General features: G+C 64.9%; 19 protein-coding genes. 8 read left to right on the top strand and 11 right to left on the bottom strand.

The window, feature by feature from the left end:
* Window positions 1-40 precede the first annotated feature (40 nt).
* The 6 genes from V1286_RS34105 to V1286_RS34080 all read left to right on the top strand — a co-directional run bounded on the left by V1286_RS34105 (window position 41) and on the right by V1286_RS34080 (window position 6,141).
* Window positions 41-700, top strand: a complete 660-nt coding sequence (locus tag V1286_RS34105) for a phosphoribosylanthranilate isomerase (RefSeq protein ID WP_334487468.1) — start codon at window positions 41-43, stop codon at window positions 698-700.
* The gene (trpB, locus tag V1286_RS34100) at window positions 697-1,914 is read left to right on the top strand and encodes a tryptophan synthase subunit beta (protein ID WP_334487466.1); all 1,218 of its coding nucleotides are present in this window, start codon (window positions 697-699) and stop codon (window positions 1,912-1,914) included. Before V1286_RS34105 ends, trpB begins: the two co-directional genes overlap by 4 nt.
* Entirely contained in the window at window positions 1,911-2,747 is an 837-nt protein-coding gene (gene trpA, locus V1286_RS34095) for a tryptophan synthase subunit alpha (RefSeq protein ID WP_108512694.1), read from the top strand. The genes trpB and trpA overlap by 4 nt, the downstream gene beginning before the upstream one ends.
* A 103-nt stretch (window positions 2,748-2,850) precedes the next feature.
* Entirely contained in the window at window positions 2,851-3,792 is a 942-nt protein-coding gene (accD, locus tag V1286_RS34090; protein ID WP_334487465.1) for an acetyl-CoA carboxylase, carboxyltransferase subunit beta, read from the top strand.
* Window positions 3,789-5,129 (top strand): bifunctional folylpolyglutamate synthase/dihydrofolate synthase, encoded by a 1,341-nt coding sequence (locus V1286_RS34085; RefSeq protein ID WP_334487464.1) that lies wholly within the window; start codon window positions 3,789-3,791, stop codon window positions 5,127-5,129. The genes accD and V1286_RS34085 overlap by 4 nt, the downstream gene beginning before the upstream one ends.
* A gap of 271 nt (window positions 5,130-5,400) precedes the next feature.
* Window positions 5,401-6,141 (top strand): metallophosphoesterase family protein, encoded by a 741-nt coding sequence (locus V1286_RS34080; RefSeq protein ID WP_334487462.1) that lies wholly within the window; start codon window positions 5,401-5,403, stop codon window positions 6,139-6,141.
* 198 nt (window positions 6,142-6,339) lie between these two features.
* Here V1286_RS34080 and trxA read toward each other — a convergent pair whose 3' ends face one another.
* From trxA to ubiE, 11 genes are all read right to left on the bottom strand, one after another.
* A complete protein-coding gene (gene trxA / locus V1286_RS34075; protein WP_016847387.1) occupies window positions 6,340-6,660 on the bottom strand; it encodes a thioredoxin in 321 nt (106 codons plus the stop codon).
* Between the two features lie 105 nt (window positions 6,661-6,765).
* Window positions 6,766-10,263: a double-strand break repair helicase AddA gene (addA, locus tag V1286_RS34070; RefSeq protein ID WP_334487460.1), complete on the bottom strand. Its 3,498-nt coding sequence runs from the start codon at window positions 10,261-10,263 to the stop codon at window positions 6,766-6,768.
* Window positions 10,257-13,403: a double-strand break repair protein AddB gene (gene addB / locus V1286_RS34065; protein ID WP_334487458.1), complete on the bottom strand. Its 3,147-nt coding sequence runs from the start codon at window positions 13,401-13,403 to the stop codon at window positions 10,257-10,259. The genes addA and addB overlap by 7 nt, the downstream gene beginning before the upstream one ends.
* 267 nt (window positions 13,404-13,670) lie before the next feature.
* Entirely contained in the window at window positions 13,671-14,393 is a 723-nt protein-coding gene (locus V1286_RS34060) for a nucleotidyltransferase family protein (protein WP_334487456.1), read from the bottom strand.
* A gap of 131 nt (window positions 14,394-14,524) precedes the next feature.
* Window positions 14,525-14,848: a PilZ domain-containing protein gene (locus V1286_RS34055; RefSeq protein ID WP_334487454.1), complete on the bottom strand. Its 324-nt coding sequence runs from the start codon at window positions 14,846-14,848 to the stop codon at window positions 14,525-14,527.
* Window positions 14,849-14,937: 89 nt separating this feature from the next.
* Complete coding sequence (gene tsaE / locus V1286_RS34050; protein ID WP_334487452.1) at window positions 14,938-16,458, bottom strand: tRNA (adenosine(37)-N6)-threonylcarbamoyltransferase complex ATPase subunit type 1 TsaE; 1,521 nt, start codon at window positions 16,456-16,458, stop codon at window positions 14,938-14,940.
* A complete protein-coding gene (locus V1286_RS34045; RefSeq protein ID WP_334487450.1) occupies window positions 16,455-18,974 on the bottom strand; it encodes a PAS domain-containing sensor histidine kinase in 2,520 nt (839 codons plus the stop codon). Before V1286_RS34045 ends, tsaE begins: the two co-directional genes overlap by 4 nt.
* A gap of 278 nt (window positions 18,975-19,252) precedes the next feature.
* Window positions 19,253-19,711, bottom strand: a complete 459-nt coding sequence (gene dut / locus V1286_RS34040) for a dUTP diphosphatase (protein ID WP_334487449.1) — start codon at window positions 19,709-19,711, stop codon at window positions 19,253-19,255.
* Complete coding sequence (coaBC, locus tag V1286_RS34035; RefSeq protein ID WP_334487447.1) at window positions 19,708-21,135, bottom strand: bifunctional phosphopantothenoylcysteine decarboxylase/phosphopantothenate--cysteine ligase CoaBC; 1,428 nt, start codon at window positions 21,133-21,135, stop codon at window positions 19,708-19,710. The genes dut and coaBC overlap by 4 nt, the downstream gene beginning before the upstream one ends.
* Window positions 21,136-21,190: 55 nt before the next feature.
* Window positions 21,191-22,765 carry a 2-polyprenylphenol 6-hydroxylase gene (ubiB, locus tag V1286_RS34030; RefSeq protein ID WP_334487445.1) on the bottom strand — a complete coding sequence of 525 codons (1,575 nt, stop codon included), beginning with the start codon at window positions 22,763-22,765 and terminating at the stop codon, window positions 21,191-21,193.
* The gene (gene ubiE / locus V1286_RS34025) at window positions 22,762-23,523 is read right to left on the bottom strand and encodes a bifunctional demethylmenaquinone methyltransferase/2-methoxy-6-polyprenyl-1,4-benzoquinol methylase UbiE (RefSeq protein ID WP_334487443.1); all 762 of its coding nucleotides are present in this window, start codon (window positions 23,521-23,523) and stop codon (window positions 22,762-22,764) included. Before ubiE ends, ubiB begins: the two co-directional genes overlap by 4 nt.
* 178 nt (window positions 23,524-23,701) lie before the next feature.
* On the opposite strand from ubiE, the gene mutM reads away from it, so the two are divergent.
* Window positions 23,702-24,583, top strand: a complete 882-nt coding sequence (mutM, locus tag V1286_RS34020; protein ID WP_334487441.1) for a bifunctional DNA-formamidopyrimidine glycosylase/DNA-(apurinic or apyrimidinic site) lyase — start codon at window positions 23,702-23,704, stop codon at window positions 24,581-24,583.
* Window positions 24,571-25,137 (top strand): GNAT family N-acetyltransferase, encoded by a 567-nt coding sequence (locus V1286_RS34015; RefSeq protein WP_244608114.1) that lies wholly within the window; start codon window positions 24,571-24,573, stop codon window positions 25,135-25,137. The genes mutM and V1286_RS34015 overlap by 13 nt, the downstream gene beginning before the upstream one ends.
* Window positions 25,138-25,158 lie beyond the last annotated feature (21 nt).

Below are 25,158 nucleotides of genomic sequence, written 5' to 3'. Positions count from 1 at the left end.
CCAGTCGGTTACGGGGCTCGAAATCCGTGCCCGAGAGACCATGCCTCTGCTCGTCAAAATTTGTGGCCTGTCCACGCGCGAGACGCTCGACACCGCGCTTGAGGCGGGTGCCGACATGGTGGGATTCGTGTTCTTCCCGCCGTCGCCGCGCCATCTCAGCCTCGAGACGGCGCGGGAACTCGGCCGGCAGGCCAAGGGTCGCGCCGCCAAGGTGGCGCTGACGGTCGATGCCGACGACGCGACCCTGGAAAACATCGTCGAGACGCTGCGGCCGGATCTCTTGCAACTGCACGGCAAGGAAACCATCGCGCGGGTGCGTGACATCAAGGCGACGTTTTCGCTTCCGGTCATGAAGGTGATTGCGGTCGAAACGTCGGCCGATCTCGCCGTGCTGCCGGGCTATGCCAGCGTCGCCGATCGCATCCTGTTCGATGCCCGCGCGCCCAGGGGCGCCACCCGCCCCGGCGGCTTGGGGGCCGTGTTCGACTGGCACGTTTTGGAAAAGCTCGACCTCCAGCTGCCCTTCATGGTCTCGGGCGGGCTTTCCGCCGGCAATGTCGCGGAGGCGGTCCGCGTTACCTGCGCCGGCGGCGTCGATGTATCCTCCGGCGTCGAAAGCGCGCCCGGCATCAAGGATCCCGAGATGATCCGCCATTTCATTCGCGCCGCGCGCGCCACCGAAGAATTGATGGTCCGATGAATCCAAATCTGCCCAATTCATTCCGCACCGGTCCCGACGAGCGCGGGCATTTCGGCAATTTCGGCGGCCGCTTTGTCGCGGAAACGCTGATGCCGCTGATCCTCGATCTGGAAAAGGCCTATGCGGCGGCCAAGGCCGATCCATCGTTCCAGGCCGAGATGAACGGCTACCTGAAGGATTATGTCGGCCGGCCGTCGCCGCTCTATTTTGCCGAACGCCTGACCGAGCATCTCGGCGGTGCCAAGATTTATCTGAAGCGCGAGGAGCTCAACCACACCGGCTCGCACAAGGTGAACAACGTGCTTGGCCAGATCATGGTCGCGCGGCGCATGGGCAAGAAGCGCATCATTGCCGAGACCGGCGCTGGCCAGCATGGCGTTGCCACCGCGACGCTGTGCGCGCGCTTTGGGCTGGAATGCGTGGTCTATATGGGTGCAGTCGACGTCGCCCGTCAGGCGCCGAACGTGTTCCGCATGGAGATGCTGGGTGCCAAGGTCGTTCCGGTGCAGTCGGGCACGCGCACGCTAAAGGACGCGATGAATGAGGCGCTGCGCGACTGGGTCACCAACGTGCACAACACATTCTATTGCATCGGCACGGTGGCGGGCCCGCACCCCTATCCGATGATGGTGCGCGACTTCCAATCAGTCATTGGCGACGAGACCCGCAAGCAGATGATGGAGGCCGAAGGACGTCTGCCGGATTCCCTTATCGCCTGCATCGGTGGCGGCTCCAATGCAATGGGCTTGTTCCATCCATTCCTCGATGATCCCTCCGTCGAAATTTTTGGCGTCGAAGCCGCCGGTCACGGCCTGACGCAGCTGCATGCGGCGTCGATTGCTGGCGGACGGCCGGGCGTGCTGCACGGCAACCGCACCTATCTCTTGATGGACGCGGACGGCCAGATCCAGGACGCGCATTCGATCTCGGCGGGGCTCGACTATCCCGGCATCGGGCCGGAGCATTCCTGGCTGCACGAGACCGGCCGCGTCACCTATCTGTCGGCGACCGACGACGAAGCGCTCGCCGCCTTCATGCTGCTGTCGCGGCTGGAGGGCATCCCGCCGGCGCTGGAATCCGCGCATGCGATCGCCAAGGTCACGGAGCTCGCGCCCAAGCGGCCGAAAGATCATCTGATGGTCGTCAATCTGTCCGGCCGTGGCGACAAGGACATTCCGCAGATCACGGAGATTTTGAAAGGCAAGAAGCAGTGACCACCCGCATCGACGCACGCTTTGCCGAACTCAAGAAAGAGGGCCGCTCGGCTTTCGTCACCTTCCTGATGGCCGGCGATCCGGACCCTGCGACGTCGCTCGACATCATCAAGGCGCTGCCGAAGGCGGGCGCCGACATCATCGAGATCGGCATGCCCTTCACCGATCCGATGGCGGACGGGCCCTCGATCCAGGCGGCGGGCCTGCGCGCGCTGAAGGCTGGCATGACGCTGAAGAAGACGCTGGAGATGGTGCGCGGCTTCCGCAAGGACGACAACACCACGCCGCTGGTGCTGATGGGCTACTACAATCCGATCTACATCTATGGCGTCGACAAGTTCCTCGCCGATGCCAAGACGGCCGGCGTCGATGGCCTGATCCTCGTCGACCTGCCGCCTGAGGAGGACGACGAGCTGTGCATTCCCGCGCTGAAGGCCGGGCTCAACTTCATCCGACTGGCGACGCCGACCACCGATGACAAGCGCCTGCCGGCCGTGCTCGCGAACACTTCCGGCTTTGTCTACTACGTCTCGATCACCGGTATCACCGGCGCAGCTGCGGCCGACTCGACGGTCGTCGGGGACGCCGTGGCGCGGATCAAGCGCCACACCAAACTGCCGGTGTGTGTCGGCTTCGGCATCCGCACCCCGCAGGCGGCGCGGGCGATTGCCGAGAAGGCCAACGGCGCCGTGGTTGGTACCGCGCTGGTCGACGCGTTGCGTGACAGCCTGGATACGAAGGGGCAGGCGACCACCAAGACGGTCGCGGCGGTGGCCGATCTCGTGGCCTCCCTGGCGCAGGGTGTCCGCGGGGCGAAGCAGGCGGCTGAATAAGCCACAATTGCTTGCCAATTGGACCGAAAGGGGCGGCTTGCCCGGAGTGATTCGGGCCGCCATATATTCCAGTTAATGCGTCCAACCGCATTCGGAGCGAAACATGAATTGGCTCACCAATGTCGTCCGGCCGAAGATCCGCAACATCCTGCGCCGCGAGACGCCGGAGAATCTGTGGATCAAGTGCCCGGATTCCGGACAGCTCGTGTTCTACAAGGACGTCGAGGCCAACCAGTTCGTCATTCCAGGCTCGAACTACCACATGCGCATGGGCGCGGTGGCGCGGCTTAAATCGATCTTCGACAATGAGACCTGGTACGACATCGCGCTGCCGGAAGTGACGGCCGATCCGCTCAAGTTCCGCGACGAGCGCAAATATGTCGACCGCATCAAGGATGCGCGCGCCAAGACCGGGCTGAACGACGCCATCAAGGTCGGTTACGGCAAGCTGGAGGGCGCCGGCGTCGTCATCGCGGTGCAGGATTTCGATTTCATGGGCGGTTCGCTCGGCATGGCCGCGGGCGAGGCGATCGTGCGCGGGCTCGAGCTTGCGGTGGAAAAGAAGTCGCCATTCATCATGTTCGCGGCCTCGGGCGGCGCGCGGATGCAGGAGGGCATCCTGTCGCTGATGCAGATGCCGCGCACCACCGTCGGCGTGCAGATGCTGCGCGAAGCGAAGCTGCCCTACATCGTAGTGCTGACCAATCCGACCACCGGCGGCGTCACCGCATCCTATGCCATGCTGGGTGACGTGCAGATCGCCGAACCCGGCGCGCTGATCGGCTTTGCCGGCGCGCGGGTGATCGAGCAGACCATCCGCGAGAAACTGCCGGAAGGATTCCAGCGCGCCGAATATCTGCTCGATCACGGCATGATCGACATGGTCGTGCATCGCCACGAGATGCGTCCGACGCTGGCGCGGCTGTGCCGGCTCTTGACCAAATCGCCGGCGCTCGAAGCCGCCTCGAAGCCTTCGCCGCAGGTCACGGATCCGGCGCAGATCGTCTCGGCGCCGGAAGCCGTGCCGGCTGCGCCCCACGCGTGAATCTGCCTGCCGCCAAACCCCAGCCGCTCGATGAATTGATCGCGCGGCTGTGTGCGCTGCATCCGAAGCGCATCGATCTCAGCCTCGATCGCATGCACCGCCTGCTGGCGCGGCTCGACCATCCGGAAGCTACGTTGCCGCCGGTGATCCATATCGCGGGCACCAACGGCAAGGGTTCGACCATCGCCTATCTGCGCGCGATCCTCGAGGCCGCGGGCCTGCGCGTGCACGTCTATACCTCGCCTTACCTGGTCAGGATCAACGAATGCTTCCGCATCGGCGAGAAGGGCGGCGGCCGGCTGGCTGATGATGCCGAGTTGCGCCGGGTGCTGGAGCACTGCGAACAGGTCAATGCGGGCGAGCCGATCACGATTTTCGAGATGGAGACCGCGGCGGCGTTTTGCCTGTTCGCGGAGCATGAGGCCGATGTCGTGCTGCTGGAAACCGGTCTTGGCGGACGGCTCGACGCCACCAACGTCATCGACAGGCCGATTGCGACGGTCATCACGCCCGTCAGCATGGATCACACGGAATTCCTCGGCGACACGCTGACCGCTATCGCCGGCGAAAAGGCCGCCATCATCAAGCGCGGCGCGCCGGTGATTTGCGCCGAGCAGGCGCCGGAAGCGATGTCGGTGATCGAGGCGCAGGGCAAGCGCATGCGCGCGGCGCTGCATGCGGCCGGACAGCAATGGCATGTCGGCGTCGAGCGCGGGCGGCTGGTCTATCAGGACGAGCGTGGCCTGATGGATCTTGCGGCGCCAAAACTGTTCGGGCGGCATCAATTCGATAATGCCGGTCTTGCGATCGCAACGTTGCGGGCGATCGAAGCGTTCAAAATCAGCATGCCGGCATTCGAGGCCGGCATCGTCAATGCCGAATGGCCGGCCCGGATGCAGCGGCTGGTTTCCGGCGCGCTGGTCGATCAGGGGCCGAAGGGGTGCGAGATCTGGCTCGATGGCGCGCATAATGCGGAAGGCGGACGTGTCACGGCTGCGGCGCTCGGCGATCTCGAGGAGCGCGTGTCGCGCCCGCTGGTGGTGATCGCGGGCATGATGGCGAACAAGGATGCGGGTGCATTTCTCGCCAATTTCGCCGGCCTGACGCGGCACATCATGGCGGTGTCGATTCCCGGCCGCGACAATGCGATGCCGCCGGACCGGCTGGCGGATGCGGCGCGCGCGCTCGGCATGCGCGTTGAAAATGCTGCAAGCGTCGAAGCTGCGCTACATGCGCTGTCGCGGCTGGCATACGAAGTGCCGCCGCGCATCCTTATCACCGGCTCGCTCTATCTCGCCGGTCATGTGCTTGCGATCAACGGCACGCCGCCGGGATAACGTCCGAAGAAAAATTAGTCCGAAGAAAATTAAATGGCCGCTGAAATTGCTTCCAGCGGCCCCCGGGTAGAAATATCGATTGCTTATGAATTCGCCAGCCCCGGTCTTTGCAAACTCTAGCCAAGATACCGCCACACTGCGAGTCGGAACTCGGGTTCCGCCCTAGAACCAAAGAAGAATGTTGCAGGCTGGTTTCACCCAAATGAGTTAGGTGACCTAACATCGTTCTTGCAGCGCCGTACAACCATAACTGTCGAAAGCTGGAATTAACATGCGCTTTGCCGCGATTGCCGATGTGCACGGAAACTATCTCGCGCTCGAAGCCGTGCTGGCCGACATCGGTGCGCAGGGCATTGGCGAGATCGTCAATCTCGGCGACATGGCGAGCGGCCCGCTCGACGCGCGGCGCACCATGGATGCGCTGGTGGCGCTCGATGCCGTTCACGTGCTCGGCAATCATGATCGCTATCTGATTGATCGGCCGCCGGAGAAGATGGGATCATGGGATCGCCCCGCCCATGCGCAGCTCGAAACGCACCATCTCGATTGGCTGCGCGCGGTGCCAAAGACCACCGTGTTTCGCGATCAGGTCTTTCTCTGTCACGCGACGCCTGACCATGACGAGGTCTATTGGCTGGATACGGTTTTGCCTGACGGCACCGTGCGGTTGTCAGCGCTGGATGCAATCGAGAAGCATGCCGAGGGCATCACGCAGTCCTTGATCCTCTGCGCACACACCCATCTCGCCCGCGCGGTCAGGCTTCGCGATGGCCGATTGATCGTCAATCCCGGCAGCGTCGGCTCACCCGGCTATCGCGATACTCATCCGTTTGCGCATGTGATTGAAGCCGGCACGCCGGATGCGCGTTATGCGATCCTCGAACTCGTCGATGGCAAGTGGCGCGTTACATTCCGTCACGTGCCGTATGATCACGAAACGATGGCCGCACTCGCGCGGCAGAACGGCCAAGCCGAACTGGCGGCCGCGCTGGCGACGGGGTGGATCGGCTGAAAAATCGTAGCCCGGATGGAGCCAACGGGTCGCGCGAATGCGCGCCCGATGACAGGCTCCACGCAATCCGGGGTTCGCGCCGCGCATATAAGAGTCCCAGGTTGCGCTTCGCTGCACCCGGGCCACGAGATCATCCGCCACAAAACAAAACGGCCGGCGTTGCGCCGGCCGTTTCACAATCAGCAAATCGAAAGCCGATCAGACCGCGGCGGTAATCCACTGCTGCAGCTTCGCCTTCGGTGCGGCGCCGACCTGACGGGAGGCCATTTCGCCGCCCTTGAAGATCATCAGGGTCGGGATCGACATCACGCCGTATTTCGAGGCCGTCTTCGGGCTCTCGTCGACGTTCAGCTTCACGATCTTGACCTTGTCGCCCATGGCGCCGGAAATCTCGTCGAGCGCAGGCGCGATCATGCGGCAGGGGCCGCACCATTCAGCCCAGAAATCGACGACCACCGGCCCGGTCGCCTTGAGCACTTCGGCTTCGAAATCGGCGTCAGAAACCTTGCCAACGGCCATGGGAATTACCTCGTTCGGTTAGGAATTAAGGGGCGCGGGATGAGAATCGCGCCCGCAATGATAGGATCAAACCTATGAACGCGATCCTGCCGGGTCAAGCACGGGTCACGCCGAGATGATGGATGCCAGCTCGGCCTCCAGCGCGGGAGCTGAAATTTCCATTAATTCAGCGGTTTCGGTCCAAAGCAGCGCCGCGCGAACCAGCCGCTGGGGATAAAGCTTGGCCAGCACCGCCCGGTACAGCGCGAGCTGGCGGACATAGCCCCTCGGCGTCTCGTCAGGCCTGCTCGGCGGGGTGTGGTTGGTCTTGAAATCGACGATCAGGACCTCGTTTTCCGTGATCATGAGCCGGTCGATCTGCCCGGATACCAGCGCCGGCCGGCCACCCGGCCGCTCCAGCCGGCCGACGATCGAGACTTCGGCGCGGCTGCCGGGGGCGAATACCGGCGCGAAACGCCCATCCGCGATCAGGGCCAGCGTGCTTTCGGCCAGCGCCTGCCGTTCCTCCTCGGTCCAGCCGTCGGCATTGCGGGCCAGATAGGCCAGCGCGGCCTCGCGGCGGCGCTGGGCGGCTATATCGGGCAGCGATTGCAGCAGCCGGTGCACCAGCGTGCCGCGCTGCAAGGCGCGGGCGCGCTGCGCGAGCGACTCGGCCGTGCGTACCGGATGGCGTTCGCTGTCTGCGGGGTCCGAGGGCCGCAACAGGCTTTCCGGGGAGGCCTCAGGCTGCGCCGGCGTCAGCAGCCAGTTGGGCAGCACCATCGGCGCCGGCGGGGACGGCGCAGCAGCGGGCGCGGCCGACGGCGTAGCCTCCTCGGGGCGCGTATAGCGCTTCACCCGGCCTATGGCGGTCTCGATCTCCTGAAGCTGCAAGGTGGAACCGGCGAGCCCCTTGGTGATCAGATCGTACCAGGACAGCGGCCGGACGCTCCTCATGTTGCCGGGCAGGCAACCGCCGACGATCAGGCGGTCCGCGGCGCGCGTCATCGCGACATAGAGCAGGCGGCGGTATTCATCCTCGGTATCGCCTATCATCGCCGCGCGCGCCGCAACGACGGCCGGGGGATCCTCGGCCTTGCGGCCGGCCCAGACCACCACACCGGGCGCATGCGGATCGGCATTGCCTTGCGGCAAGTGGATGAGTTTCAGCCGCTGCGTATCCGAGGGCGAGGTCGTGGTGTCCACCAGGAACACGACGGAAGCCTCCAGGCCCTTGGCGCCGTGCACCGTCATGACGCGGACCTCGTCGCGCGAGATCTCCATGTCGCGCTTCACTTCGAGATCGGCCGTGCGCAGCCACGCCATAAAACCCTGCAACGAGGCCGGCGCCTTGCGTTCATAGTTCAGCGCCAGCTCCAGGAACTCATCCAGCGCGTCGTTCGCCTCGTGTCCGAGCCGCCGCAGGATTCGCGCACGGCCGCCGTCGCCGCCGAGCAGCCAGGCATAGAATGAAAATGGGGTTTCGCTGACGAAACGGCGTTCACATTGTTCGAGCCGCCACAGCGCATCCCGCAGCCGGCCGTCAGCCGCGGCGCGCTCAGACAGCGCCGCGCGCAACGATCCCTTGCGCTGCCAGGCGATCTTGAACAAATCGTCATCGCCAAGCCCGAACAGCGGGCTCTTCAGCGCCACCGCCAGCGCCAGATCGTCCTGCGGCAGCAGCAGCGCGTCAGCCAGGTTCATCAGGTCGATGATCGCGATATGCTCGGTCAGCTTGAGGCGGTCGGCGCCGGCGACCGGAATGCCGGCGTGCTTCAGCGCCTGGATCACGGCATCGAACGCATTGCCGCGCCGGCGTACCAGCACCAGCATGTCGCCATAGCGTAGCGGCCGGCGGTCGCTCCTGCTGCCGGTCATGACGCCGCTGCCGACCAGCGTCTTGATCTCGGCCTGAATGCGCCGGGCAAGCTTCACCTCGGGGCTGGTCGCGGCGACGCCGTCGAACGGCGCCCGCCAGCCTTCGATGTCCTGCCGGTCGTCGGTTTCCGCGAGTTCCCATAGATCGATCTGGCCCGGGCCGGCATCGGCCAGCGCGTGATGGATCGGATTGCCGATGTCGACCGCATGAATGCTGCGAAAGATATCCTGCTCGCGAAACACCTGATCGACCGCATGCAGGATCGCCGGTCCCGAGCGGAACGAATAAGTGAACGACACCGGATCGAACTTCAGTCCGGCGCCCTCGAACTTCCGCTGCAAGGCGCGGCGGCGCAGGTCGAATTCGCGTGGCGCTGCGCCCTGAAACGAAAAGATCGACTGCTTCTCGTCGCCTACCGCAAACACCGTTCGCACCACGCCATCGCGCGCGCCGGCGCCCGAGGTGAATTCGGAGATGATGTGCGCGACGATGTCCCATTGCCGCGGGCTGGTGTCCTGCGCTTCGTCGATCAGCACATGATCGACGCCGCGGTCGAGCTTGTAGTGCACCCAGCCCGAGGAGACGCGGTCGAGCATTTCCAGCGTCTTGTCGATCAGATCGTCATAGTCGAGCAGGCCGCGCTCCTGCTTCTCGCGGCGGTAATTGGCCGCCGCAGCGGTCGCGATATGAAGCAGCGCCTCGGTGCGGTCGCGCGCCACCACGGCGCGGCGGCGTTCGATCAGAGGAAGGATGCGGCGGACTTCTGCCTCAATCAGCCGGCCAAGGGCCGGATTGTTGTCGCAGAATTTCTTCGTCACCACCGATTTCCGTGGCGTGCGATCGGCTTCCGTGAGGAAGACGCCGAGATACTCGTCGACCTGCGCCGCGCCGGTGAACACCAGCGCACCGCGCAGCCGCGCCGCCTGGTCCTGGTCGGTCTTGCTTCCGGTTTCCAGAACCAGGGCGACGTCCTGCCATCGCGATCGCGGCAGGTTGGGTCCATCGACGATGTCACGCTCGACATCCTCGATTCGATCGCCGGGATTCACGCCGAGCGCAGCGGAAATTTGCGCGGCGGCGGCATGCGCGCTGCCGGCGGCATCCGTCCACGCCATAAAGTGATCGCGGCTGAGGCAGGCCTCGCGCACGACGTCCTTGAAGGTGACGTCGGCGGCGCTCGCCATCGCCGTCATCAGCGCGCGGCCCGTTGCGCTATCGGGATTGCGCGACGCCTCGAGGAAAACCCCGAGATTGGCGCGCTCCATCATCTCGTTCTGGTCGCGGTCGTCGAGCACGGCAAACCGCGCCGGCACATTGGCCTCGAACGGGAATTGCTGCAGCAGCCGCGTGCACAGCGCGTGAATGGTCTGCACCTTCAGCCCGCCCGGCGTCTCCAGCGCGCAGGCGAACAGTTTGCGCGCCGACTTGCGCAGGCGTGCGCTGGGATTGGGAATGCCGGCATCACGGATCGCCGCATCCAGCGCGTCGTCATCGAGCGTCACCCAATGGCCGAGGGTGGTGAACACCCGCTCCGCCATGTTGGCGGCGGCAGCTTTTGTAAACGTGATGCAGAGGATCTTTTCCGGCGCCACGTCGGCGAGCAGCAGCCGGATCACCCGCTGCACCAGCACATGGGTCTTGCCCGAGCCTGCGTTGGCCGAAACGAAGGCGGAAGCCGCCGGATCGGAGGCACGCGCCTGGGTGGCGCGAACGGCGTCGGGAATGATGCGGGCAGCCTTCACCATTCCTCGATCCCCAATCCACCGGCCGCCGACCATTCCTTGATCCGGGCGAGGTCGTCATAGGCGCCGTAGCGGTTCGACCACATCGACAGGTTCAGCGACGTGTAGGCGGTCTCCTCGTTCTCGAATTTGCGGATCAGCGCTTCAAGCTGTTCAAGGGCGTAGTCGGCTGCCTCGTCCGGCCGCTGCGGCGTATCGTTGTTCCTGATTTTCAGCTCCAGCGAGCGCTGCTCGCCCGGCGGATTGTTGCCGCTGAGCCTGACATAGACGAGTTCGCCGACGGACGAGCCGGCGTGGATATTCTCAAAACCGCCCTCGCGCAGGATCGCGGCCTCCAGCGTCAATTGCGGCGACAGGCCCATGCGGACCTGCTTGCCGGTCGGGGGCTGGCCGGTCTTGTAATCGAGGATCGCAAAGCTGCCGTCACCACGCTGCTCGATCCGGTCGGCGCGCGCCGACAGCGTGAAGATGCGCTCGTTGTCGAGCGGAATCTTGATCTCACCCCGGATCTCGGCGGCAATTTTCTCAATCTCGTCGCGCCGCGCCAGCTCCCAGTCGGCAAACCATGCGGCGATACGCTGAAACCGAGGCCACCACAGCGCCCGCGCCTCGGGACGCTCCATCAGCGGTGCGAAGAACTTTTCGCCGATGCCGCGCAGCACCAGCGCGGGCTGTGGGGGGAGGGCATCGGCAAATTTTTGCGTGAACTCGCCGAGTGCGCCATGGATCGCCGAGCCGCGATCGGCCGCCGACAGCGGCATGTCGACGGGGTCGAGCGGATCGAGCCGCAAAATATATTTCGCGTAGATCGTATAGGGATCGCGCAGCCAGTCCTCGATCGCCGTGACCGACAGCTTTAGCGGCCGCGTCGCGACCGGCGGTTTTGGCGCGGGCTGCGGAATCGGTTCGACCGCGTCGGGCTGGTCCAGCTCGGCGGCGAAGCGGACGTAATTTTCTCCGGCACTCTTGGCCGCATCCCAGCGCGCTTCGCCGGCGACGGCCTCCAAGCGGTGCAGAAAGCGCGAGGCGACGGCCGGCGCGCCGCCGACCTTCGCCGAATGGGTCAGGATCACATCGTCCGTACCCAGCAATTGCGCGAAATCATGCGCGGAAAGGCCGATGCGCCGCTCCGGCAGATCGAGGCCGAGTTCATGGCGCATCGGCCGGCTCAGCCAGGGATCGACCCGCGGCGCCGGCGGCCAGACGCCTTCGACCAGCCCGCCTAGGATGACGCGGTCGGATTCGGTCAGCCGTGCTTCGAGCTGGCCGTAGATGTGCAGATGCGCGCTCGCCGATTCAGGCCGCCGCACCATGCGATCGGCATAGGCGGTCTGGAACACATCGGGGTAGTCGCCGAGCTGGACCATCAGGCCGCTCGGCTTTTGCTCGGCGAGCAAGTCATCGAACGCTGCCGACAATGCAGCGCCTTGCGCTTCCTCGAAGGCGACAGCAACGCCGTTTTGATCCGAGGACAGCGCGATCAGCGTTTCGCGATGGCGCAGCGCCAGCTCGGCGAAATCGAACGGTTTTGACGAGCCCATGATTTCCAGCGGCAACAGCGCCGTCTGCAGCGCCGCGATCAGCGCCTGCGCCCGGTCGAGTTCGTTGTCCCTCAGTTTCGCGCGCGGCTCCGAGGCGTGAAGCGAGGAGGTTTCGTGGCTCCTGAGCTTTTTGAGCTCGGCGCGGAAGCGATCGAAATCGCGCGCCAAGCCGGCCGTTCCTGCCTGCGGCCGGGTGCCGCGCAGCAGCGCCAGTTCGAGGATCTCGATGGCGTGCCTGAACGCGCCGCATGCGCCGCCGAGCCGAAACAATGGATGCTTCAGCAGCGCGAGCAAGGTCGGCGGCTCCAGCCCCTTGCTGGCGGCTTCCGCGGCGAGGCGGGCAAAAATGCCGCTTGGCGTATCCATCAGCGCGTCGCCGCCGGAATCGTCGAATTCGAGATTCCAGCGGGTCAGCGCCGCCATCACCCGCCGCGCCAGCGCACGGTCCGGCGTCACCAGCGCGGCTGATTTGCCAAGGTGCCGCGCCTCGCGCATCGCCACCGCGATCGCCAGCGCCTCCATCTCCGAATTGGGCGCTTCGACGACGGCAAGCTTCATCATGCCGCCTGCGATCTTCGCGGCGACATCCGGCTGGGCCAGACGGTCGTGCCATTGTTCGGTGGCGCTCGACGGCCGCATCGTCTCGGACACCAGCACCTCGCGCCCCTGCTGTGCCGGCGTACCCAGGATTTCGACATCGCCACGCTTGATGCCGAAGCGATCCAGCAATCCGTGCATCGCAAATTGCGGATGGTTCGAAGAGGGCTGCGTGGTGAACTTGCCCTGCGCGTCCCTGACGCCGCCGATCGTCTGCCAGGCTTCCTCGTCAAGATCGCTGTCGAGCCCGGGCAGCACCACCGCGCCCTGCTTCAGGCCGGCCACGGCGTTGAGGAATTTCGCGGTCGCCGGCATCGAGCCGGTCGAGCCGGCTGCAATCACCGGCCCCTCGTGATGCACGGTCAGGCGTGCGGCTTCCGCTTCGATCAGGCGGTCGCGCCGTTCGGCGGGTTCGATCCTGCCGATCTCCCTCAGATGCTCCGGCCATGCCTTGCGGGCGATGCGCAGGAATTCCAGCGAGTGCTGCCAGTATTTGTCGAACTGGTCGGGCACCAGTTTGTCGAGCGCTTCCCAGGCGACGCCGCGCGTCACCATGTCGTCCATCAGCCGCGCCAGATCGCCGGCCAGCGCCAGTGTCGAGGCCGGGCCGCCGACCACGAGCGGCGCCGACACCGGGCTTTTGGCCCATGCCGCAACCAGATGCGCCAGCGTCAGGCGGCGCTCCAGTTCGCCGAGCCGCGGCGGAATGTCGAGCGGCGCTGCGCCGCTGAATTGCTCGGTGCCTTCCGCAAACGCCAGCTCATCCTCGTCGATGTCGCCGAGCGCCACGATGCGCGGCAGGATCGCAGCGTCCGTCTTCAGCTCGTCGAGAAATATCTCCCGCGCCAGCCGCCCGGCCCGCCGGGTCGGCAAATAGAGCGTCGCCGCTGCGAGATTGAGCGGATCCCTGCGCGCCTCGAATCCCTCGACCAGCCGGCCGTCGACCAGCGCCGCGATGACGGTGCGCAGGAACGGCACGGATACGGGAACGCTGAAAACGCGCATGGGCTTCCTGATTCGAGGTCAGGCGCAATATAGGGAGGTAATGGGGGCAGGTCATGCGGGTGAGGGCGGCGTCCCCGCTACTCACTGCCAAAGCAATCCCGGGCCCACTCTACTTTGCATGGGGTTGTTTTCGAGATTTTTTGTCTGAGCAGGTCAGCTGCGTAGGGTGGGCAAAGCGCAAGCGTGCCCACCATCTTCAACCGAGATTCTGGTGCAAATGGTGGGCACGCTTCGCTTTGCCCACCCTACGAATCCTGTGGGGGTGGGCTACGCCACGCTTTCCAGAAACGCCTCTTCCGCGGCCTGCACCGCGTCGGGGGTTCCGACGTGCATCCAGACGCCGTCGAGCCGCAGGCCGAACAGCCGCTCCTGCTCGTTGGCGCGGTCGAACATTTTTGTCAGCGAAAACTCGCCGGCGGGCGCGTCGGCAAACAGCGAGGGCGACATGATCGCGGCACCCGCATAGACGAACGGCACCACCTGGTGTTCACGCCGCTTGCGCAGCGCGCCATCCGGCAGCATCGCGTAGTCGCCGCGGCCGGCATAGCCGATGCTGCTCGTGGTCGGCGCCATCAAGAGCAGGATGTCCATCCGGTCAGGATCGAAGGTTTCGGCGAGCCGCTCCAGATTGGGCCGCACGCCGTCGATCCACATCGTGTCGGCGTTGAGGTGAAAGAACGGGTCCTTGCCGAGCAGGGGCAGCGCCTTCACGACAGCGCCGCCAGTGCCAAGCACGACGTCGCGTTCGTCGGAAATGATGATGCGGGGCCGGGCCCGGCTCGCGGTATGCTGGATGATCTGGTCGGGCAGGTAATGCACGTTGACCACGGCCTCACTGACGCCGGCCCCGGCGAGCTTGTCCAGCACGTGATCGAGCAATGGCTGGCCGGCCACGCGCACCAGCGGCTTGGGCATATGGTCGGTCAATGGGCGCATGCGCAAACCGAGACCGGCGGCAAGGACCATGGCTTTGGTGGGCGTAACGGACATTTTTGGGATTTTCTCGAACCATCCAAATCAGCCTGCGGATCATACCACGGCGATTCGCTTGAACCAGCAACCAGGGAGGCCTTAGTGGCCGCACATGACGGCCGTACGACGGCCGCCAGCGCAGCCAAACCTCAGACTTCGGCCTCCTCCGCCCCCCGCTTGGCCGCTCTCTTCTTCTTGTCGCCCTGCTTCAGGAAGTTGACGCCGATCTGATCGCCATTGACCCAGGCCAGCTCGCAGCGCCGATACGCCAGCCCCGTGGACGACAGCAGCAGGAAGAATTCCTTTAAGTGCAGGCCCTCGACCGAACCTTCGACCGTCAGCTTGGCGCCGGTCTCGGAGACGTCTTCCATCACGCAGTCGCGCCGCCAGGTGCCGTCGATGCCCATCATGTGCGCGGCAAAGCCGCGCTCGAATACGACCCGATCTCCCTTGCGACGTTCCGCCCCCGCCATGGCCGTCTTCCCACTTCAAAACTGGCTGGCCACGCCGGTTCGGCATGGCAGGTTCCAGATTAAGTGCGGGGTGGCTAACAGGAGGTAAATCAGAGGAGCGGCGGCGGCACGTTGGCGGCATACCATGCGCGAAATGCCGCCAGCGCCGGGTGCGCCAGCGAACGGGTCAGGTAGGTCCAGATCCGGGGCTGGTGGCGCAGATATTGCGGCTTGCCGTCCCGCCGGTTGAGCCGGGCGAAGGTGCCGAGCAGGCGGGTATTCCGCTGCGCCGACATGATGGCATAGAGCTCGGCAAAGCCGGCCGGATCAAACTGGCTATCGGCCGCGCGGCGCGCCTTGATGTAGCGGGTCAGAAGCGTCAATTCGAGCTGTTCGGGAACGTCGAGCCGGGCGTCCTGCAGCAGCGATACCAGATCGTAGGCGGCGGGGCCAAGCACGGCATCCTGGAAGTCGATAATCCCGACGCGCAAGATCCCCGTGCGGTCGCCGAGCCAGATGATGTTGGGCGAATGAAAATCCCGCATCACCCAGGTTCGCGGCGCAGCCGCCGGCTTTTCCAGCAGCGTTCGCCACATCGTTGTGAATTCATCACGCCGTTGCTGGCTGATTTCAGCGCCGCGATCCGGCAGATACCATTCGAGCATCAGGCTGATCTCAACCAGCCATGTATCGATGTCGTAGACCGGAATTTTGTATGGGCCCCGCGGCTCCAGCGGCGCCGTTTCGGGCAGGGCTTTGCGATGCAGCTCCGCCAGCATGTCGGTCGCCGCCTCGTAGCACTCGACGATCGGCCGCGGCGGATCGCCCTCGATTACGCCGGCAGTGCCAAAATCCTCGGTGATCAGGAAGCCCGAATCGAGATCGGCGTGACGGATTGCGGGCGCCGAAAAACCGTGCGCGCGCAGCCCGTTGTCGATGGCGACGAACGGCTTGACGTCCTCGGCGAGATGAACGGCCGCGCTGTAGGATTTTCCATTGTAGATCGCAGGCCCGTCCGGGCGGCGCGGCGAATTCATCAGGATCGATGTGCCGTCGTCGCGGATCAGCCGCGCATAGGAGCGCGTCGAGGCGTCGCCGGGCATGCGCGCGCGCGCGGCATCCAGCATGCCCGCTTCGCTGAGAAACTTTCGCAAGCTGCCCAATCGCGTCACCTGCGCCGCCGCTTTGCCATGGCCGGTGATTTCGGCGGCGCGTGCGGTGGACCCAAGCGCCGGGCGATGGCTGAAGGCGATGTCGATGCGATCCTCGGGCAGCGCGTCGGGTGCGCGTTCCGGCCATTCGATCAGCGCCAGCGTGCCCTCGGGCAGCGGTGACAATCCGATTTCCTCCAGCTCGCTCGAATCATTGATGCGATAGAGATCGGCGTGAACGATCGGATATGGCAGGTCGTAGCTCTGTGCCAGCGTGAATGTCGGGCTTGGCACTTCCAGCGCGGGATCGTCGGCGAGATAGCGGATCATGGCGCGTGCCGCCGCGGTCTTGCCCGCGCCGAGATCGCCCGAGAGCGTGATGACGTCGCCCGGACCGACCAGCAGCGCGAGGTCGGCCATCAGATGCGCGGTCGCCGTCTCGTTCGCCAGCGCTACCGTAAATGTCGTGGGCGCGGTCATTCGGCGGCGTTGCGATGCGCGTTCTGGTCGATTGGAAAGTCGCAGGTCACTGTGGTGCCCTTGCCGACCACCGAATCGACGCGCACCTTGCCGCCATGTAGTTCGACAAAGGAGCGCACCAGCGACAGGCCGAGGCCGGCGCCGCGGTGACGCGAGCCGTGGGAGTGGCTCTCGAACCAGTCGAACACCTTGTCCTTCACCTCAGCCGGAATGCCGGGACCGGAATCGCTGACGGTGAAGATCACGCGATGCTCGGTCCGCCGCGCGCTGATCGTGACCGCGGCATCGTGCGGCGAGAATCCAACGGCGTTGGCGAGCAAATTATAGAGCACCTGCACCACGCGCCGCTCGTCGCCGGTGAAGTCGCCGATGTTGGAATCGATATCGACCTTGAGTTCGATGCGGTCGGTCGCCAGCCGGTCCTGAATGCCTTCGGCGGCGGCCTGGATGGCTTTTTCGATATTGACCGGGCCGAGCTCGAGCTTCATGGCGCCGGCATCGATGGTGGCGAGATCGAGGATGTTGTTGGTGAGCGCGAGCAGCGCGTTGGTCGATTTGGTGACGTAGTCGAGATACTCGGCCTGCTTTGGCGTCAGCGGGCCGGTCGAGGGATCGCTGAGGAAATGCGCAAAGCCGATGATGGTGGTAAGGGGCGCGCGCAGTTCGTAGGAGACGTGGTGGACGAAATCGACCTTCATCTGGTCGGCGGCTTCGAGCGCTTCGTTGCGCTCGCGCAGCGCGCGCTCGACATTCTCGGTGTCGGTGATGTCCTGGAAGGTCAACATGGTCGCGCCGTCGGGCAGCGGCATGGTCATGCAGTCCAGCACGCTGCCGTCCTTGCGCTCGAGCTTCAGCGATACCTGCGCGCGGTTGTCGATCGCGGTGATCGCCTCGCGCAGCGCCCGCCAGGTCAGCGCATCGTCGAACAGCGGCGTACACCAGGCTTCGACGGTCTCGATGTGGGGCTGTTCCTTGAGCGATTCCGCCGACAGCTTCCACATTTTCTCGAAGGCGGGATTGAACAGTTCCACGCGGCCATTGCTGCCGAACACCGCTACCGCTTCAGCCAGATTGTCGAGCGTCTCGTGCTGGACCCGGGTCAGCCGGTCGTACCGGCGTGCGAGATCGAGGCTCTCGGTGACATTGTCGAATAGATAGGTGACGCCGCCTTCGAGGTTCGGCGTGGTGACGACGCTGACGGCGCGGCCGTCGGGCAGGAACCAGGTGTAGTTCTCCGGCTCCATGGCGCGGTAGGCTTCGTGCAGCTTGGCCTTCCAGGCCCGGAAGTCGGGCTGTTCGGGCAGTTTGCGCGCCGCGCGCAAGCGGTCGAGCACGCTCGAATCGTCGGGATTGGAATCGAGGAAGGCCTGGTCGAGGCCCCACAGCCGCCGGTAGGATTCATTGTAGAAAGCAAGCCGCCGCTGGCCGTCGAACACGGCAACCCCTGACGACAACTGGTCGAGGGTGCGGCGATGGGCTTCCGCCATCCGCTCCATGGCGTCGCGCAGCGCGGTCGCCTCGCTGGCGTCGATGGCGATGCCGGCGCTGCCGCCGCCGAGCTTGAGCGCCTGAACATCATAGATGCGCCGCTCGCCGCCGACCACGATCGGCAGCCGCGCGCTGAAGGTGGAATTGTCGTTCAGCACCCGGCCCATCTCGGTGCGCTGGTCGTTCTCCAGCAGTTCGAGGTTGCGGTGGATTGTGTCCGCGACGCTTGCGCCCTCGGTGGCCCGCACATAGGCCGCGTTGGCGTAACGCAGATTGCCTTCCGCACTCCTCGCCCACATCGGCCAGGGCGCCGCGGCGGAGAAGTCGCGCAACAGCTCGGTCTCCTCCAACAGGGCCCTGTAGCGGAGATTGGATTCGGCGAGTTCCCGGCGTAAGCCCCCGAGTTCGCGAATCCGCACAATGGCTTGCCCCCCGATGGCGCGGCCCATCGCTTCGATGGCACGGCCGTTCGAGGTGGAGAGATTGAGCAGAAAACCTTCGCCGGCCTCGCGCAGCGCGTCGACCGCATGGTCCATCTGCAGCGCCGGTTCCGGCGGCAGCCAGGTTCCAAAGGCGAGGATACGCTGCGGTGAATCGGACAGCGCGTCCTGCGAGATCAGAAGCGAGGTGTCGCCGCTGATCTGGGGCCGGTTGTCGCCCGCGGCCCAGGCGATCAGGATCTGGGGCTCGGCAAACAACAGCGCGCGCAGCCGGTCGGCTTGCACCTGCAGGTCGGCGATGTCGGAACGCAGGTTGAGTTCCATTCGGCTGGCGCGAATGCGCGTGCGCATCAGCAGGATCGCGGCCACCACGGTAAAGCCAAGCAGCGACAGCGCCGTCGTCAGTGCCGCAAATTCCTGGTGATTGAGGTCGAACAGGGCGGAAATCGCCTGCGGGATGGTCAAGTCCGAGGCCCATGCGGGTTCCGGCGAAGCGGAGAGGGCGGTGGCGAGCGCAATCACGCCGTGGCGCGCCAGTGAGGTGCACGACAGCAGGGTTCGACGCATTGCCGCGACTACGCCCGACATTATTTGCCCCAAAAAACGCACGACAGCAGACCCGGCGCTACCCCCAGCGCATGATCCGCCAAGGTGTAAGCGGTTTGGCGTTGAGATTATACGCCGACAATAGGAATGAGCGCGCCCGGACGCAAAACCGGACCCCACTTTTGCTGGTCGCGCTACGCACGAATCGGGTCGAGAATATCCCCTTCGGGAGTCGACCGGTAAGAGTCCAGACCGTGAACGCAAATATGGCTGTGAAAAATTCAGCGGATTACCGTTGAGAGCAGTTTTTGCTAGCCGATTCAACGTCCCGTCGAGCCGAAACCGCCACTGCCGCGATCGGTTGTTGAAAGCGACACCGCCGGAACCAGTTCCGCCTGCACGACCGGCGCGATCACCATCTGCGCGACCCGCTCGCCACGCCGGATCGGAAACGGCACGTCGCCATGGTTGATCAAGAGGACGTTGATCTCGCCGCGATAATCCGCATCCACTGTGCCCGGCGAATTCAGCACCGTGACGCCATGCTTGGCGGCAAGCCCGGAGCGTGGCCGCACCTGCGCCTCATAGCCTGAGGGCAGCGCGATCGTCAGCCCGGTCGGCACCATCGCGTATTTGCCCGGCGGCAGGATCAAGGGCGTCTCCGCCGGCACTGCGGCCAGCAGATCGAGCCCGGCGGCGTCCGCGCTTTGATAGGCCGGCAGCGCGAGACCTTCGGCGTGCGGCAGTTGGCAGATGTCGACTTTCACCGGTGCGCTCATGAAGTCTTTCCCAACGTCTTGGCTATGGTTGCCACCAGTTCGGTCGCGACCTGTTCTTTGGTCATCACCGGCCAGGAGTCCACTTTGATGTCGTCACCGTCGCGCGTCAGCAGGTGAACGGTGTTGCGGTCGCCGCCCATCACGCCGGTGGCGGGCGAGACGTCGTTGGCGACGATCCAGTCGCAGCCCTTGCGCGCGATCTTGGCCTTGGCGTTGTCGATCAGATGCTCGGTCTCGGCCGCGAACCCGATCACCAGCGGCGGACGCTTGTCTGTCAGCTTCGAGATCGTCGCGAGAATGTCGGGGTTTTCGACCAGTGCGAGCTGCGGCATGCCGGCGGAGGTCTTTTTCAGCTTCTGCTCGCCTTCGTTGGCGACGCGCCAGTCGGCCACGGCGGCAGCGAAGATCGCGATATCGGCCGGCAAGGCGGCCTCCACCCGATGAAGCATGTCGCGCGCCGATTCCACCCGGATCACCGTAACACCTGCGGGATCGCGCAATTCGACCGGCCCGGAAACCAGCGTGACATCGGCGCCCGCGGCCTGCGCCGCGGCGGCGATGGCAAACCCCTGCTTGCCGGAGGATCGGTTGGCGATATAGCGCACGGGGTCGATCGCCTCATGCGTCGGTCCCGCCGTGATCAGCACGCGCTTGTCTGCGAGCGGCCGCGGTCGTGGCGGACGCAGGATGTCGACGGCAGCGGCGGCGATTTCGATCGCCTCCGACATCCGCCCGACGCCGGCTTCGCCGGCCTCAGCCATCTCGCCGGCGTTGGGGCCGATCATGTGGACGCCGTCGCGCCGAAGCTGCAGCACATTGCGGCGGGTGGCGGCGTTGTTCCACATCAGGGGGTTCATGGCGGGCGCCAGCAGGATCGGGCGGTTCGCCGCCAGCAGGATCGCGCTGGCAAGATCGTCGGCATGGCCGTGCGCCATCTTCGCCATCAGGTCGGCGGTTGCCGGCGCCACCACGATCAGATCGCATTCGCGCGCAAGGCGGATGTGACCGGCGTCGAATTCGCTCTCGGCGTCGAACAGGTCGGTATAGACGCGCTCGTTCGACAGTGCGCTGGCGGAAAGCGGGGTGACGAATTGCTGCGCGGCTTTGGTCAGCACGCAGCGGACGCCGATGTGCCGCTCCTTCAGGCGCCGGATCAGGTCCAGCGCCTTATAGGCGGCGATGCCGCCGCCGATGATCAAGGTGACATTCCGTTCACCGCTGGTGCTGACGGGCCGCAGGGCCTGTGCGGGGCTGTCAACGGATGGAGGCGAGGAGGTTGCGCCAGCCAGTTCGGGGCGCCCCTGTATCAGCTCTCCGAGGATGACCCGGACTTCCTCTTCGACGGAGCGGCCATTCCCGGCCGACCGGAGACGCAGGTAGGTTTTGACGGTCTCGTCGAGTTTTCGGATGGTGAGGCTGGCCATGGCGGCCTCCGGAATGGTGTGCAGTCAATGCTATCACATTGTGACAGCATTGCAATCATAGCTGCCGGATGGCGATCAGAATTCCGATAAAGGTGGCCGCGATGATCCAGAGCGCCACCGTCCGCCAGCGGCTCTTACGGCCCTCGGCCCGGCCCATCGCCGCGATCGTCTCCGGCGACAGCGTCATGCCCTCCCGGGTCATCTTCTCCATGTTTTCGAGCACGGCAACCGCCCGCGAGGCGATTGCAGGCAGGCTCGCCGCCACCCGGCCGAGTTCGCCCGCGCCGGACATCGCGCCCTGAATCCGCCCGAGCGGACCGAGATTGCGCTCGATCCATTCGCGCACCACGGGATCGGCGACCTTCCAGATATCGAGCTTGGGATCGAAGCCCCGCGCCACCCCTTCGACCACCACCATGGTCTTTTGCAGCAGGATCAGCTCCGGCCGGGTCTGCATGTCGAACAGGCCGGTGACTTCGAGGAGAAGCGTCAGCAGCTTCGCCATCGAGATTTCTTCGGCGGTGCGGTTATGGATCGGCTCGCCGATAGCGCGGATGGCTTGCGCGAAATTCTCGACCGAATGGTGCCCCGGCACGTAGCCGGCCTCAAAATGCACCTCCGCGACGCGGCGGTAGTCGCGCGTGATGAATCCGAGCAGAATTTCAGCGAGGAAGCGCCGCTCCTTCATGCCGAGCCGGCCCATGATGCCGAAATCGACCGCCACCAGCCGGCCGGTATCGTCGAGGAACAGGTTGCCGGGATGCATGTCGGCATGGAAGAAGCCGTCGCGCAGCGCATGCCGCAGAAAACTCTGGATCACCTTGCGGCCGAGATCGGGCAGATCGACGTGCGACTGCGCGAGGCGCGCGTGGTCGCTGAGCGCGATGCCGTCGATCCATTCCATCGTCAGCACGTTGTGGGTGGTGCGGTCCCAATCGACGGTCGGCACGCGGAAATCCGGATCGTCGCGCGTATTCTCCGCCATCTCGGACAATGCGGCCGCCTCGAGCCGCAGATCCATCTCCATCGCGACCGAGCGCGACATCGTGTTGATGACCTCGATCAGCCGCAGCCGCCGCGCTTCGGCCGAATGCGCTTCCGCATTGTGCGCGACAAAGAAAAAATCGGAGAGGTCACGGCGAAAACGCGAGGCGACATTGGGCCGGAGCACCTTGACGGCGACCGGCTGGCGGACGCCATCGCGCTCGACCTCGGCGCGATGAACTTGCGCGATCGAGGCGGCGGCAACCGGCGGGCCGAGGCTGACAAACGCCTTAGCCAGCGGGCGTTCCAGCGACGCGGCGATCACGGCCTCGGCTTCGGCCTGCGAAAACGGCGGCAGCCGGTCCTGCAGGGCTTCCAGATCGCGCGCCATCGCGACGCCGACGACGTCGGGCCGCGTCGCCAGAAATTGCCCGAGCTTGAGATAGGCCGGTCCAAGCCGCGTCAGTGCGCGCGACAAACGCGGGCCGGATTTGGCGCCGGGCCGTTCGATCAGTCGCGCCAGCCGCAGCGCGAGCTGTCCCGGTGGCGGCACCAGACTTGGGTCAACGACGCCGAACACGCCTTCGCGCGCGAACACGTAAGCGGCGCGGACGAGCCGCGCGATGTGGGTCGCGGCAGAAATCACAAACGCCAGCCCGAATGCAACGCCACGATGCCGCCGGAGAGGCTTTCCCACTTCACCCGCGCAAAGCCGGCGTCGCGGATCATCTCGGCAAATTGATTGGGCCGGGGGAATTTCCGGATCGATTCGACGAGGTACTGATAGGATTCCGCATCGCCCGTCACGGCGCGGCCGAGCGGCGGGATCACCTTGAACGAGAAGAAGTCGTAGAGCCGATCAAGCCCTGGGACGTCGACGGTGGAGAATTCCAGGCACAAGAATCGGCTGCCGGGCCGTAGCACGCGATAGGCCTCACGCAGCGCGGCATCGATCCGCGGCACGTTGCGAATACCGAACGCGATGGTGTAGGCGTCGAAAGAGCGATCGCCGAACGCCAGCGTCTCGGCATTGCCCTCGACAAACGACACCTGCTGGTCGAGATGACGCGCCAGCGCGCGGTTGCGGCCAACCCCAAGCATATCGGTATTGATGTCGCAGACGGTGGCATGGAAGCCCAGGCCTGCCGCCTCCGCCGCGCGGAAGGCGATGTCGCCGGTGCCGCCGGCGACGTCGAGCAATGCGAACGGCGCATCGTTTTTCGGCGGATTCAGCGCATTGATCATGATGTCCTTCCAGACCCGGTGCAGGCCTCCCGACATCAGATCGTTCATCAGGTCGTAGCGGGAGGCCACGCTGTGAAATACGTCGTTCACCAGCGTCTGCTTGTCCCCCAGGGGCACGTCCCTGAAGCCAAAATGGGTGGTTTGGTCCGGCTGGTTCATTCTTCGGCCCTGCTTTTTCCCGTCATTGCGAGCGAAGCGAAGCAATCCACCTCTCCGCCCGGGGATGGATGGATTGCTTCGTCGCTTCGCTCCTCGCAATGACGAGGAGTAGTCTGCCGACCATAGCGCGGCGGCCGCAATGGCGCTATCACGTCACCTCCATAAGGTGAATGCCTGCATGCCTGAATTGCCTGAAGTTGAGACCGTCCGCCGCGGCCTGCAGCCCGCCATGGAGGGGTCGAAAATCGTGAAAGCCGAGGCCCGCCGCAAGGATTTGCGGTTTCCCTTTCAAAAAGATTTTATCGCTCGGCTGGAGGGTCAGACCGTGACCGGCCTCGGCCGCCGCGCCAAATACCTGATGGCGGATCTCGGCTCCGGCGACGTGCTTTTGATGCATCTCGGCATGTCCGGATCGTTCCGGGTGCTGGAAGGCGGCCATAACGACACGCCGGGCCAATTCCACCATCTTCGCAGCGAGGACCGCGCGCACGACCATGTCGTGTTTCACATGTCATCGGGGGCTTCCGTCGTGTTCAACGATCCGCGCCGCTTCGGCTACATGAAGATCATCGCCCGCAACGCCTTGGAGGACGAGCCGCTGTTGAAGGGCCTCGGTCCGGAGCCGCTCGGCAACGAATTCGACGCGGTGATGTTGGCGCGCTCATGCTTCAACAAGAAGACCAGCCTGAAGGCCGCGCTGCTTGACCAGCGCGTGGTCGCGGGGCTCGGCAATATCTATGTCTGCGAGGCGCTGTACCGGTCGCAGCTGTCGCCGCGCCGGCTGGCGGCGACGCTTGCGACGAAGAAGGCTGAGCCGACCGATCACGCCGCGCGGCTGGTGGGCGCGATTCATTCCGTGCTGAATCAGGCGATCAAGGCCGGTGGTTCCTCGATCAGCGATCATCGCCTGACCTCGGGTGAGCTCGGCTATTTCCAGCACTCGTTCCAGGTCTATGACCGCGAGGGCGAGACATGCCAAACTAAAGGCTGCGGCGGGATCGTACGACGCTTCGTTCAGAATGGCCGCTCAACGTTTTGGTGCCCGAAATGCCAAAAATGACCATCACGCCGACGCTCCATACGGGGCGACTGATTTTGCGACCGCTCGCGCTGTCGGATGCGCCGGCGATCCAGCGCCATTTCAACAACTGGAACATCATCCAGCATCTCGCATCGGTTGTCCCCTGGCCATATCCGGAAGACGGCGCGGAGACTTTCATCGCGCAGGAACTGGAAAGAGCCGCTGCGGGGGAAGTGATCTATAACTGGATGCTGGTGCTGCGCGGCGGGGACGGCGAAGCCATCGGCAATATCCGCTTTCGTCCCTGGTCCGGCAATGCGAAGGGCGACCGGGGATTTTGGCTCGCGGAGCGCTACTGGAATCAGGGCTTGATGAGCGAAGCCGTCTCGGCGGTGAACGATTTTGCCTTCCGCGTGCTGGATGTCGATGTCTTCTACGCCTGTAACGCGGTTACCAATGAGGCGTCACGCCGGGTCAAGCAAAAGACCGGCGCCGAATTCCTCGGCTATATCGAACTTGCCCATCACAGCGGTCAGACGCGCGCGGAAAAATGGCGCGTCACGCGAGAAAACTGGTTGCGCCGAAATCCATAGCGAAGCGAAGCAATCCAGCGG

This window comes from Bradyrhizobium algeriense, assembly GCF_036924595.1.
In the GTDB taxonomy this organism is placed as follows: Bacteria; Pseudomonadota; Alphaproteobacteria; order Rhizobiales; family Xanthobacteraceae; genus Bradyrhizobium; species Bradyrhizobium algeriense.
The sequence above is the reverse complement of the archived record's forward strand: the minus strand, read 5'-3'. Positions and strand labels throughout refer to the sequence as shown.

Excerpts from the sequence above, each read along its gene's own strand:
- V1286_RS34105 (WP_334487468.1), top strand. The coding sequence starts at position 41 with ATGCCTCTGCTCGTCAAAATTTGTGGCCTGTCCACGCGCGAGACGCTC.
- trpB (WP_334487466.1), top strand. The coding sequence starts at position 697 with ATGAATCCAAATCTGCCCAATTCATTCCGCACCGGTCCCGACGAGCGC.
- accD (WP_334487465.1), top strand. The coding sequence starts at position 2,851 with ATGAATTGGCTCACCAATGTCGTCCGGCCGAAGATCCGCAACATCCTG.
- V1286_RS34080 (WP_334487462.1), top strand. The coding sequence starts at position 5,401 with ATGCGCTTTGCCGCGATTGCCGATGTGCACGGAAACTATCTCGCGCTC.
- trxA (WP_016847387.1), bottom strand. The coding sequence starts at position 6,660 with ATGGCCGTTGGCAAGGTTTCTGACGCCGATTTCGAAGCCGAAGTGCTC.
- addA (WP_334487460.1), bottom strand. The coding sequence starts at position 10,263 with ATGGTGAAGGCTGCCCGCATCATTCCCGACGCCGTTCGCGCCACCCAG.
- addB (WP_334487458.1), bottom strand. The coding sequence starts at position 13,403 with ATGCGCGTTTTCAGCGTTCCCGTATCCGTGCCGTTCCTGCGCACCGTC.
- V1286_RS34060 (WP_334487456.1), bottom strand. The coding sequence starts at position 14,393 with ATGTCCGTTACGCCCACCAAAGCCATGGTCCTTGCCGCCGGTCTCGGT.
- V1286_RS34055 (WP_334487454.1), bottom strand. The coding sequence starts at position 14,848 with ATGGCGGGGGCGGAACGTCGCAAGGGAGATCGGGTCGTATTCGAGCGC.
- tsaE (WP_334487452.1), bottom strand. The coding sequence starts at position 16,458 with ATGACCGCGCCCACGACATTTACGGTAGCGCTGGCGAACGAGACGGCG.
- V1286_RS34045 (WP_334487450.1), bottom strand. The coding sequence starts at position 18,974 with ATGTCGGGCGTAGTCGCGGCAATGCGTCGAACCCTGCTGTCGTGCACC.
- dut (WP_334487449.1), bottom strand. The coding sequence starts at position 19,711 with ATGAGCGCACCGGTGAAAGTCGACATCTGCCAACTGCCGCACGCCGAA.
- coaBC (WP_334487447.1), bottom strand. The coding sequence starts at position 21,135 with ATGGCCAGCCTCACCATCCGAAAACTCGACGAGACCGTCAAAACCTAC.
- ubiE (WP_334487443.1), bottom strand. The coding sequence starts at position 23,523 with ATGAACCAGCCGGACCAAACCACCCATTTTGGCTTCAGGGACGTGCCC.
- mutM (WP_334487441.1), top strand. The coding sequence starts at position 23,702 with ATGCCTGAATTGCCTGAAGTTGAGACCGTCCGCCGCGGCCTGCAGCCC.
- V1286_RS34015 (WP_244608114.1), top strand. The coding sequence starts at position 24,571 with ATGCCAAAAATGACCATCACGCCGACGCTCCATACGGGGCGACTGATT.